Raw genomic sequence first — 11638 nt, forward strand, 5'->3', positions numbered from 1 at the left:
CCGCACGGTGGTCAAGAACATGCAGGGCGGTGCACCGCCGCCCCCGGGCGCAGGCGCCGCCCCCGCGCCGCCCCCGCCCAGGCCCGCCGCAGCCCCTCCGGCGCGTCCCTCCGTCTCGGACGTGCCCTCGGTGAAGCCCGCGGGTGGAGGCAGCCCCGCTGAGCTGTTGAAGGCGGTCGAGGAGGTGCAGCGCAAGGAAGTGGCTGCCCTCAAGGCCATGGTGGAGCTGCTCATCGAGAAGGGCGTGTTCACTCGCGAGGAGTACCTCGCCAAGGTCAAGCGGTAACATCCGATCATGCGCAAGAAGATCGGCGAGCTGCTGGTCCAGGCTGGTTTCGTGACGGAGGCGCAGGTCCGCACCGCGCTGGGGCAGAAGCGTACCTACGGCCGGGGGACGCGGCTGGGCTCGGTGATGGTGTCCATGGGGATGATCAGCCCGAACCAGCTCGCGCGGGTGCTGGCCGAGCAGTTCGACATGCCCTTCGTGCAGATTCCGGAGGTTCCCCAGGAGGTGGCCACGCTGCTCTCGGCGGACTTCCAGTCCGAGCACCGCATCGTCCCCTTCAAGCTCGATCACGACGGCAAGAGTGAGCGGCTGCATGTGGCGGTGGAGGATCCGGCGGACCTCTCCCTGATCGACGAGCTGCGCTTCCAGCTCCACAAGGCCCTCCGCGTGTACGTGGCTGCCTCGGACGACATCGACCGGGCGCTCATCATGGGGCGCGGCGAGAAGCTCGACATCGTCCAGGCCGTCCCGCTGGGGGAGGAGGACGAGGGCGGCGAGATGAAGATCGAGCGCGGGGGGCCGCTCGTGGTGCAGGGGAGCTTCGTCAGCGAGTCCGAGGAGGAGGTCACCCCGCCCATGCCTCGGCCGCGGCCTCCGGTGCTGACCACAGCGCCCGCCACCCCGCCGCCCCCTCCCAAGGAGGCGGCCACGGACTTCATCGACGATCTGCTCGGGACGAAGAAGCGCCCGGCGCATCAGCCTCCACCGCCGCCGCCACCCGATCCGGGCCAGCCGCGCGTGCCGGTGGTCATGTTCGGCGGGGCCGCCAAGAACGTGAAGCCGCCCGAGCAGAACCTGCCGCCGAACTTCTCGGAGGAGGATCTGCAGGTGCTCGAGAACCTCGAGCGCCTCTCGCATGGCGAGGAGCCAATGGCCCCCTCGCAGAAGATCATGCCAGCCCAGATGGTGGCAGCGCTCGTCCGGCTGCTCATCAAGAAGCGAGTCATCCAGGAGGAGGAGTTCCTGGACGAGCTGTCCCAGAAATGAGCGAGCCCCTCCTCGAAGTCCGTGGCCTGAAGACCCGCTTCTCCCTGGAGGAGGGCCCGGTGCTGGCGGTGGATGATGTGTCCTTCTCCATTCCTCCCGGGGGCACGCTGGGGGTGGTAGGGGAGAGCGGCTGCGGAAAGAGCGTCACGGCGCTCTCCATCATGCGGCTGGTGCCGGATCCGCCGGGCCGGGTGGTGGCGGGGGAGGTCCGCTTCAAGGGCCGGGAGCTGCTGGCGCTCCCCGAGGAGGAGATGCGCCGCATCCGCGGCCACCACATCTCCATGATCTTCCAGGAGCCGATGACGTCGCTCAACCCCGTCTACACGGTGGGCGAGCAGATCGCCGAGGGGGTGCGGCTGCACCAGGGCCTGGATCGGAAGCGGGCGAAGGAGCGCTCGGTGGAGATGCTGCGCCAGGTGAACATCCCCGCGCCCGAGCAGCGCGTGGACGCGTACCCGCACCAGCTCTCGGGCGGCATGCGCCAGCGGGTGATGATCGCCATGGCGCTGGCGTGCAACCCGGAGCTCATCATCGCCGACGAGCCCACCACCGCACTGGACGTGACGATCCAGGCGCAGATCCTGGATCTGCTCAAGCGGCTCCAGGCCGAGCGTGGGATGGCGGTGATGCTGATCACCCACGATCTGGGCGTGGTGGCCGAGAGCTGTGACGCGGTGGTGGTGATGTACGCCGGCCGCGTGGTGGAGCAGGCCCCGGTGCGCACGCTCTTCAGCCGGCCCGCGCACCCGTATACGGCGGGCCTGCTGCGCTCCATCCCGTCCTTCCAAGAGGTGCTGGGAGGGGGAGGGCGCCAGCGGCTGAAGACGATCCCCGGCATGGTTCCCAGCCTGCGCCGCCTGCCCGCCGGGTGCCGCTTCCGGGATCGCTGCGAGCGCGCGATCGACGTATGCGCCCGGGTGGATCCGCCGCTCGAGCCGAAGCGCGAAGGACAGGCCGCCGCGTGCCACAACCCGGTGCCCGTGCCATGACCGAGCCCCTCCTCCAGGTGCGAGACGTGAGGACGCACTTCCCCGTGCGTGGCGGCCTCATGGGGCGGGTGCGCGGCACCGTGAAGGCGGTGGACGGGGTGAGCTTCGACGTGGTGCGCGGCGAGACGCTCGGCCTGGTAGGGGAGAGCGGCTGCGGAAAGAGCACCCTGGGCCGGACGTTGCTGCGGCTCATCGAGCCCACCGCAGGCTCCATCCGCTTCGAGGGGCGGGAGCTGACGGGCCTCTCACAGCGCGAGCTGCGTCCCCTGCGCCGGCGGATGCAGCTCATCTTCCAGGATCCCTACGCCTCGCTGAACCCGCGCATGACGGTGCGCGACATCATCGGCGAGCCGTTCGCCATCCACGGGCTGGCCCGGGGCCGCGAGCGCGAGGAGAAGGTGCGGGCGCTGCTGGATCTGATGGGGCTGTCGCGTGACGCGATGGGGCGCTACCCGCACGAGTTCTCCGGCGGCCAGCGCCAGCGCATCGGCATCGCCCGCTCCATCGCCATGCGGCCGGACCTGGTCATCGCGGACGAGCCCATCAGCGCGCTTGACGTGTCCATCCAGGCGCAGATCGTCAACCTGCTGGTGGATCTGCAGCGCGAGCTGAAGCTCACCTACCTCTTCATCGCGCACGATCTGAAGATCGTCGAGTACATCTCCACGCGCGTGGCGGTGATGTACCTGGGGAAGATCGTCGAGCTGGCGGATGCGGCGGAGCTCTACCGCCGCCCGCGCCACCCGTACACCCAGGCGCTGCTGTCCGCCGTGCCTGTGCCGGACCCGGACCACAAGAAGACGCGCATCATCCTCCAGGGGGATGTGCCGTCCCCGCTCGCGCCGCCGCCGGGGTGCGCGTTCCACCCGCGCTGCCCCCACGCCTTCGAGCGCTGCCGGCGCGAGACGCCTCCTTTATATGTGCTGGGCCATGGCCACACCGCCGCGTGCTTCCTGGCGGAGCAGGACGCCCGGGGTAACGTGGAGACCACCGCAGCGGGAGGGGCACAGGGTGTTCTGGCTCAGCCACCATCGGGAGGATGAGTACAACCGCACCTACGTGCTGGGCGGGGTGCGCGTCTGCGCCCGCTGCCTGGGCACCTACCCGGTGCTCCTGGCCGCCATGGTGGGCTTCTTTGCCCTCCGGTCCCCGCTCCAGTGGGAGTGGGACGTGCCGGTGGGGCTCGGCCTCACCCTTCCAGCGCTCGTGGACTGGGCCATGGGACGCTTCCGGCCCGCCGGTGGCTCCAACCTCGTGAGGACCCTGACAGGGGTGCTCCTGGGGGTGGCGCTCGGCCGCTCCCTCTACATTCATGTTCAGCGCCCCCTGCCGGCCGTCCTCCTGGCCCAGGCCGCCCTCGTGACAGCCGTCGCCGTCCCTGTCATTCTCGCCACTTACCGAAGACCACGCCCCGGCTAGACCCAACCGCCGCGTCGCCCGTTGAAGGCTACGGTGGGAGGGGGACGGGGATGACCCGTGGCCTCGTGATGGGGGAGTGGTGGGACCGGAGACCTCAGACGAGGGGCTGATGCTCGCCTTCAAGGCGGGGGATGCCCGTGCGTTCGAGACGTTGGTGCGCAGGCACCGGACGCCGGTCTTCAACTTCATCCTCCGCTTCACGGGGCACCGGGCACGGGCGGAGGACGTGCTGCAGGAGACGTGGCTGAAGGTGGTACGCAGTGCCCGAGATTACGAGCCCAAGGCGAAGTTCACGACCTGGCTCTATACGATTGCGAGGAACCTCTGCGTGGACAGCGCGCGCAAAGAGAGCTACCGGCAGGCCTCCTCCCTGGAGGCCCCCACTGGCAATGGAGCCGGGGGCGACGAGGGCCGGCCTCTGGGCGAGGGCCTCCCGGACCCCGGGGCCAGCCCCGAGCGCGGCGCTTACAACGCGAGCCTGCGGCCCCTCATCGAGCGCGCCCTGGCCAGCCTCCCGGAAGAGCAGCGAGAAGTCTTCGTGTTGCGTGAGTACAGCGGCATTGCCTTCAAGGAGATTGCAGAGGTGACGGGCGTCTCCGAGAACACGGTGAAGAGCCGGATGCGCTACGCCCTTGAGGGCTTGCGCCGGCGCCTGGCCGAGCTGGGCGTGGACGGGGACCTCGCCGACGATGGAAGGACGGTGGCGGGATGAAGCCTCAGACCTTGCATGCGCACGAGGACCGGCTCCTCGACTTCGTCTACGGCGAGCTGCCGCCCCTGGAGGCCCGCGCGGTGCAGTCTCACGTCGACGGATGCCCCCGGTGCAGCGAGCTGCTCGCCGGGATGCGCGGGGTGCGCACCACCATGGCGCAGCTCCCCATGGAGCCCGCCCCCGACGCAGGGCTGGAGTCCCTGCTGGCCTATGCGAATCAGGCTGCTCGCAACGCGGCCGCGGGTCCTCCTCCCAAGCCGACCTGGTGGCGGCGCTGGTTGATGCCCGCGATGGGCGTGACCGCGGTGAGCGTCTTCGGCATCGTGTCGATCCAGGTAAACAAGGCGGTGGATCTCAAGGAGGAGGTCGCGGCGCAGAGCGTGGCGAAGAGCGCCGAGGATTACGCTCCCGCCAGCCCGGTGAAGAGCCCGGAGCCCACCGCCGCGCTCAGCCCGGAGCCCAGTCAGGAGCGTGCTCCGGTCAATCTGCCCCCGGCGGCCATGCAGAAGGTCGCCCCCAAGGCCCAGAGGGTGCAGCCGACGCCGGTGCCAGCGCCCGACACCGCCCGGGCCGGTGCCGGCCCTGAGCAGGAGGAGGAGGGGGCTTACCAGCAGGGCATGACTCCGCCTCCGCCGGCCCCCGCCGCGAAGCTGGACAGCGCCTCGGTGATGAAGGAATCGCCTCGCAAGAAGCCGCTCACGTCCGGCAGCCGGGACGCTCGCTCGGATTGGAGCAACACGGGCGCTGGCGCGGGCTTGGGCGATACCAAGGATGCCGCCAAGGGCAGCGATGACCTGGGGGAGGACTTCGACCGCTCCGCCGAAAAGAAGGCGAAGCAGGGCTACAGCTACGATCGCCGTGACGCGATGACCCAGTCGGGGGCGTTCTCCAAGCCCAAGCCCATCCTGGTAGCCCCGGGGCAGGCGGGCACGGCCACGGCGGAAGCACCCGCGCCGGCCGAGCCGTCTGCTCCCAGCGCCCAGCCTCCCATGGAGGAGGCCGCCGCCGATGGGCTCATGGCGGAGAGCGAGGCCCAGGTGCAGCAGCAAGCGCCCTCCAGTGGAGGGCTCAGTCTGAATCGGGGCAGGAGCAACGAGACCGCCGCGAACAAGCCCTCAGCCTCCACCTCCAGGCCCGCGGCCGCCGAGGACGACTTCGACGATCTGTTCGGCGCGAAGGAGTCCCCGGGGAAGCGGGAGCAGAAGGCGCCGAGCACCGCCGCGGCGCCGCCTCCACCGGCTCCGGCTGCCGTGGCGCCCATGCCCTCGGTGAGCACCACGCCTCCCGCGAAGACCGTGGCCCGTGCTGAGCCGAGGGGCAAGTCGGCAGAGGCTTCTCCCGCCGAGCTGTCCAAGCAGGCGGATGCGGCGCTACGCGCTGACGATCGGATCCGGGAGGTCCAGCTCCTGCGACAGGCCCTGGCGGTGGGGGCCACTGGCGGGGAGCGTCTGCGCCTGCTCGACCGGCTCTGCGACGCGGAGTTCGCTATCGGCCGGCGTCTGGAGGCTCAGGAGGCCTGCAACCAGGTGCTGGAAGAGGGGCCGCGCTCCAACGCCGCCCAGATGGCGCGGGGCCGCCTGCGCAAGCAGGGACTGGAGGCCGACGACGCCAAGCCCGGCACAGGCTCCAGGGGCCCTCTGAAGGCGGCTCCCGCCGACAAGATGGAGGCCCCGGTCTCCGCCCCCACCCAGCTCCAATAAGGGGCATTATTCCAGTGGGGCGGTCCAATTGACCGATGCGCCCACCACTCCCTACCCCCGATAATGCCAAGGATGGAAGCAGGGGTGTCAGGTCGGGAGTCGGGACAGGTCGCCGTCGAGGCGGCGCTGATCATGCCGATGATGGTGTTCATGGCGCTGGGGATCCTCCAGCTGACCATGATCCAGCACGCGAAGCTGATGACGGAGTACGCGGCCTACCAGGCGGCGCGGGCGGGCAGCGTGTGGAACGGCAACAACGAGCGCATGCACGACGCGGCCATCGTGGCGCTGCTGCCGACGATGGGGCGGCGCACGGACTCGCTGCCGAGGTTGGCGGAGGCCTGGGGCCGGCACAAGATCTACGACGAGGCGATGAGCAACCTGGCCTGGAGCGCGACGAAGGTCCGGCCCCCGGCCTCGTTCAACGGCTCCAACTTGTTCGGGATGATCCGGGTGGACACCATCAACCCGGCCTACTTCACGCCCATCGACACGATCTGGAAGCTGCGCGCCGGGCGTGACTGGGAGGAGCTGGACTTCGACGGGGCGGCCAGCTTCCCGGAGGTGCCCGAGTTCGAGAACAACATCCGCAAGTTCTTCAACCTGCCCGAGCCGGATGACTCGGAGACGGTGTACCGCAAGGCCACGCGCCTCACCATCCGCCTGCGCTACTGGTACGAGATGCGCGTGCCCTTCGCCAACTGGATCATCTTCACCGCGTGGTACGCCTCCAACGCGCAGGTGGCGCTCTACGGCGCCATTGACCGGCCCACGCTGCTGCGGGGCAACATGCTCAACCGGACGGCGAACCTGGATGCCCTGCAGGGGAAGGCGAAGGAGCTGGACCACGAGCGGGGCTACAGCACCGTGTACGCGCCGGAGATGTGGGTGCTCTGGGGGCTGGCCACTGGCAGCATCCCGCTCGTCTCGGACGTGGTAGGCAAGCGCTACTTCCTGCCGCTGACTGCCACGTACACGATTCGCATGCAGTCCAACTTCCACCGCAAGTGGATCCTGCACTTCAACCCCGACTGGGGCCTCTAGGCCATGTTCACCCGCGTCCTGAGACAGAGCTTCCGACGCCAGGAGGGCCAGGCCCTCGTCGTAGCCGCCTTGCTCGTGCTGCTGATGTCCCTGGCGGTGCTCACCACGGTGAACCTGGGCCACACGATCCACGAGCGCGTCCGGCTGCAGAACACCGCGGACGCGGCGGCCTACTCCATGGCAGCCATGGAGGCGCGCGCGTTCAACTTCTATGCGTACGCCAACCGCACCCAGGTGTCGCACTACGTGTCGGCGATGATGTGGCAGTCGCTGCTGTCGCTCATCTACTTCACCGAGGCCTTCGTCACGGACATCTACGGGTTCATGCGGACGATCAACCCCTGTTCGGGAGACCCGGATGGGGCGTTCTGGACGGTAGCGTGTCCCATCCTCGAGAACGTGGTGCCGTACCTCAGTCAGATCATGAAGGTGATCGACACCTTCATGAACACCTTCAAGAACCTCATCCAAGGGTTCCAACAGATTCTCCGGACCGCCAACCCGGACTGGCTCATCGGGCGGATGGTGATCCCGACCCACCGGATGCTCAACTCGGCCATGTTCTTCGCGTCCCAGGTGGTGATGATGGCCACGCTCACCCAGGTGTCCCAGACCACCGACTCGGTGATCTACGCCAACGACAAGAACGTGGACTCCAAGCTGGGCCAGCTCGCCGCGGGGGCGCTGAGCGCGTGCATCTTCGATAAGGCGCACTTCCGCGAGTCAGGCGACTCTCCGCTGGCGCTGGCCCACCGCAACCCGCTGGAGCCCATCGATCCGAGGAAGAAGAAGCATTCGGACAAGGAGGCGCGCGCCAAGCGCGTCATGGGCGCCATCACCAATGCCACGCGCTACGCCTGCGACTCCGACGATGGGTCCTGCCCCGAGGGCTTCATCACCTCGCGCAAGCTGGGGGACCTCATCCCCCTGCCGGACGGCCTGGGCGTCATCCGCGATCTGCTCAGCCGGGACATCGACACGCCCTTCTTCAAGTTCGCCAAGTACGGGCAGACGCGCTTCCTCACGGCCAACAACCCCAACGCCGCCAAGGTCAGCGAGACGAGCAGTCCCTACACCCCTCGCAACACGATCCGGGACTGGAACGATGGCATCGAGCCCACGCTCGGCCGCATGGCCCAGGGCGACAACCTGGGCTCGGACGAGCTGTACTGGATCAAGTTCGGCCCCACGGGCTTCGGTCCGTTCCGCAATCCGTTCGCGTGCGCGGAGGATGACGATCCCCGCGAGTGCTGGGGGGATCCGCGCGAGGGCTACCGGGCGACGAAGAGCGACAAGCTGACCTTCAAGCACGCGATGAAGACCAGCATCTGGGCGATGAACGAGCACGAGGGCTCGCACAACAACGGTGGTGTGCACTGGCGCGTCCACCACGACACCCTGCCGGCTGGTGACAGCTGGCTGCGGGTGTACCGGCCCTCCGGCCCGGAGTCGGAGATCGGCGTCCACCGCAGCAAGGTCTGTGTGACGGGGAAGGTGCTGGGCAGCTGCCCGCCGTTCGTCCCCGAGATCGACGTCTTCACGGCCAACGTGATGCCCGCGCAGGATGGAAACCACCCGTGGAAGGGCATCGTCCCCTTCATGCACTTCGAGCCCGGCCAGTACGCGGACACGTGCGGCGGCACGGCCAGCAGCGACAGCGCCACCCGCTACAAGCACGACTTCAACCAGCCCTCCACCTGGGTGGCGCTCAACAAGACGGCGGATCAGATGACGAACGCGAGCCACTCCGACCATGCGGGGACTGGCTCCAACGCGATCGGCCTCCTCAACGGGCAGGGCAAGGTGCAGTGGAAGTTCTCCAGCTACAACGCGGCGCTGGAGATGAAGAACGATCGGATGAAGTTCCTCGACACCACCGAGGGGCTGAACGTCATCTCCCGCGGGCAGACGTACTACCACCGCCCCGGCAACTGGGCCGAGCAGCCCAACTTCTTCAACCCCTATTGGCGTCCCCGGCTCGCCTCCGTCTACCAGGGCCGGCACTCGCTGCCCTTCGTGGGCGAGCTGGTGGACCGGCTCCCCGGCGAGCTGAAGAACGTCCCGCCGAAGATCATCACCCACTGAGGCCCGGCCGATGAGAACCCCCGCCCAGCAGCGTGCGTACGCCCGGCGTGGTTCCGCCACGGTCGAGTTCGCCCTCATCGTGCCGGTGCTGGTGATGATTCTGCTGTTCAGCATGTACCTCACCGAGCTGTCGCGGGCGAAGCTCAAGCTCCAGGAGTTCGCGCGCTACGTCACCTGGGAGATGACGAGCTACACCCTGAGCGACTTCGCCAACGAGAAGCACGACGAGGCCTTCTCGGGTGCGCAGCAGGAGATGATGGAGGAGGCGGTCGACCGCTACAAGGACATGGACTCGGTGGAGCCCAACGCGCCGGCCGGCAACTTCGTCGCCCGGTACTCGGAGGTGCAGGGCACGGTGCGGAACAAGGAGATCCCCCTCTTCGAGGCGGGGCTCGCGCTCGGCAACAGCGGGGAGGGATACGCCAGCCAGGTGGTCGGCGCGGCGAACGTCGGCGCCAACGCGCTGCTCAACCAGTGGCGCTTCAACACCAAGGGCTGGGTGGAGGCGGAGATGAGCATGAAGTTCAACGACGTGCTCCTCCCCCGCGAGTACCTGCAGGAGGGCCAGGGCGGCTTCTCCAAGGTGGATCCCTTCGGAGGCAAGAGCATCCGGAGCCTGGGGCTCACCTCCCGCTTCTCCATGTATGCGGATGCGTGGAACATGGAGGACGGCGCGGACGCCACGATCCGCGGGCGGCGCGCGGGCGCTCACCGCAACGGCCCCGAGGAGTATCCCCACGGCCTCTACAAGCAGGTGGACCGGATGGTGTTCCTCGGCGTCCGCAAGGATCTAGAGGACGCCGTCGGCGGCATTGGCCAGTTCCGGCAGTTCCTCCAGAGCTTCTCCCCAGCGTTCCTGGGTGCCTTCGTCGTCTCGCACAACTACGGCCCGAGCCCCGGCGGAGACGACGCCACGGACTGGGGCCGCGAGTGCATTGGCGAGGACACGGGCATCGAGTCCTATCCGCACGAGGCCGAGGGCGGCCTCAACAACCTGGGGAAGTTCTCCCAGATCGACTGGCCGCGGCCCATGTGCTTCGACACGGCGCCGTTCCGAGACCAGCCCTATGATCGCTCGCAGTACATCCAGATCTTCAAGGCGCGCGGCGAGCACTTCATGGGCTGCAAGAACCCCCAGGCCGAGGATCCTTCCGCGCCCCTGAGCGCCGAGTCCACCAAGGGGGACAAGAACACAAATGTCGTCAACTGCGAGTAGAGCGCTGGCCCGAGCAGGGCTGCTGGGCGTGCTCCTCGCGGCGCTGGCCGCGGGCGCCGAGCAGGAGCTGCCCGTGTACCCGGGCACCGTGCACACGCGCATCGGCAATGATCTGATCATCGCCGGCGAGTACTACCGGCTGGCCTACTTCACCACGGACGACTCGATGGAGAAGGTGGCCGACTACTTCGCGCGACACTGGCGCGGGCTGGGCTACCCCACGGTGGTGGAGGGCGATCTGCGGAACGAGGCCGTGGTGTCCGCCCTCTACACGCGCGAAGGCCTGCAGCGCGGCGTGGTGCTGCGCCGGCACCTGGGGAAGACGGCGGGCTTCACGGTGCTGCGGGATCTCTGGGTCCGCGCTCCCAAGAAGCCCGGCGCCGGCCTGGTGAAGCTGGAGGGCACCCTGTTCAGCCAGGACATCACCACGCGCGACGATCCGGGCGGCTCACAGCACCGCTCCTCGCTGGTGCAGGGGGGCCTGGATCACGTGCGCCAGCAGGTCTCCGAGTCGATGACCCGGCAGGGCTTCTCCCTGGTGCGGGAGGTGGGCACGAAGCTGGAGGGCGAGCTGCGCTTCACCCTGGAGCACGCGCGCAAGGGAGAGCAGGTGGTGACGACGCTCAGCCGCATGGACGAGCAGAGCACCGCGGTGCTCCAGATGTGGGTGGGCTCGGACCGGCCGGATGCCCTGCCCAACGGCGAGGCGGTGCGCCAGAGCCGCGCGGCCTGGGAGCGTGAGCAGCGGGAGAAGAAGGCCCCCCAGGAGGGCGCGCCATGAGGACGCTGGCGCTGGCGCTCGTGCTGCTCGTGGCGTCCCCGGCCCCCGCGGCCATGCCGGGGAAGGCCCTGCTCGAGCACCTGTCCAAGGGGCTGCGCACCACCCAGGTGGGCGACTGGGTCACCTACAAGCTCGACGGCGGCGGCGCGCGGGTCCACTACTGGCGCCTGGCGGTGGTGGGGGAGGAGAAGGACTCCCTGGGGCGCGACGCGCTCTGGCTGGAGATGGAGATGGGCACCCACCCGGCCATGCGCGCTCCCCTGTCGCAGATCCGCATGCTCATCGCCCGGGGCACTGACGGCATGGCCTTCAAGCCTGGCTCCGTCACCCGCCTCGTCGTCGCCATGGGCTTCGACAAGCCCCAGGAGTACTCGCAGGAGGCGCTCGACTGGGCGCTGACGAAGCACCCTCAGCCCCGG

General features: G+C 68.8%; 10 protein-coding genes and 2 pseudogenes. All 12 read left to right on the top strand.

Annotated features, from left to right (window positions below; all coding sequences use genetic code 11):
* Positions 1–286: pseudogene (locus VD972_RS24470) on the top strand (hypothetical protein); the annotation flags it as partial.
* A 9-nt stretch (positions 287–295) separates the two neighbouring features.
* On the top strand, positions 296–1273 hold the full coding sequence (locus tag VD972_RS24475) for a hypothetical protein (protein ID WP_324990924.1): 978 nt from the start codon (positions 296–298) through the stop codon (positions 1271–1273).
* Positions 1270–2262: an ABC transporter ATP-binding protein gene (locus tag VD972_RS24480; protein WP_324990926.1), complete on the top strand. Its 993-nt coding sequence runs from the start codon at positions 1270–1272 to the stop codon at positions 2260–2262. Before VD972_RS24475 ends, VD972_RS24480 begins: the two co-directional genes overlap by 4 nt.
* The gene (locus VD972_RS24485) at positions 2259–3305 is read left to right on the top strand and encodes a dipeptide ABC transporter ATP-binding protein (RefSeq protein WP_324990928.1); all 1047 of its coding nucleotides are present in this window, start codon (positions 2259–2261) and stop codon (positions 3303–3305) included. Before VD972_RS24480 ends, VD972_RS24485 begins: the two co-directional genes overlap by 4 nt.
* On the top strand, positions 3274–3681 hold the full coding sequence (locus VD972_RS24490) for a DUF2085 domain-containing protein (RefSeq protein WP_324990930.1): 408 nt from the start codon (positions 3274–3276) through the stop codon (positions 3679–3681). Before VD972_RS24485 ends, VD972_RS24490 begins: the two co-directional genes overlap by 32 nt.
* Positions 3682–3757: 76 nt before the next feature.
* Positions 3758–4393, top strand: a complete 636-nt coding sequence (locus tag VD972_RS24495; protein ID WP_324990932.1) for an RNA polymerase sigma factor — start codon at positions 3758–3760, stop codon at positions 4391–4393.
* Positions 4390–6093: a zf-HC2 domain-containing protein gene (locus VD972_RS24500; RefSeq protein WP_324990934.1), complete on the top strand. Its 1704-nt coding sequence runs from the start codon at positions 4390–4392 to the stop codon at positions 6091–6093. The genes VD972_RS24495 and VD972_RS24500 overlap by 4 nt, the downstream gene beginning before the upstream one ends.
* Before the next feature lie 72 nt (positions 6094–6165).
* Positions 6166–7137: a TadE family protein gene (locus VD972_RS24505; RefSeq protein WP_324990936.1), complete on the top strand. Its 972-nt coding sequence runs from the start codon at positions 6166–6168 to the stop codon at positions 7135–7137.
* A 3-nt stretch (positions 7138–7140) separates the two neighbouring features.
* The gene (locus VD972_RS24510) at positions 7141–9222 is read left to right on the top strand and encodes a pilus assembly protein TadG-related protein (RefSeq protein WP_324990938.1); all 2082 of its coding nucleotides are present in this window, start codon (positions 7141–7143) and stop codon (positions 9220–9222) included.
* 10 nt (positions 9223–9232) lie between these two features.
* Entirely contained in the window at positions 9233–10438 is a 1206-nt protein-coding gene (locus VD972_RS24515; protein ID WP_324990940.1) for a TadE/TadG family type IV pilus assembly protein, read from the top strand.
* Positions 10419–11219 carry a hypothetical protein gene (locus VD972_RS24520; protein ID WP_324990941.1) on the top strand — a complete coding sequence of 267 codons (801 nt, stop codon included), beginning with the start codon at positions 10419–10421 and terminating at the stop codon, positions 11217–11219. The genes VD972_RS24515 and VD972_RS24520 overlap by 20 nt, the downstream gene beginning before the upstream one ends.
* A pseudogene (locus tag VD972_RS24525) lies at positions 11216–11638 on the top strand (hypothetical protein); the annotation flags it as partial. The gene VD972_RS24520 and the pseudogene VD972_RS24525, both read left to right, overlap by 4 nt.

Source organism: Hyalangium sp. (assembly GCF_035629615.1).
GTDB lineage: Bacteria > Myxococcota > Myxococcia > Myxococcales > Myxococcaceae > Hyalangium.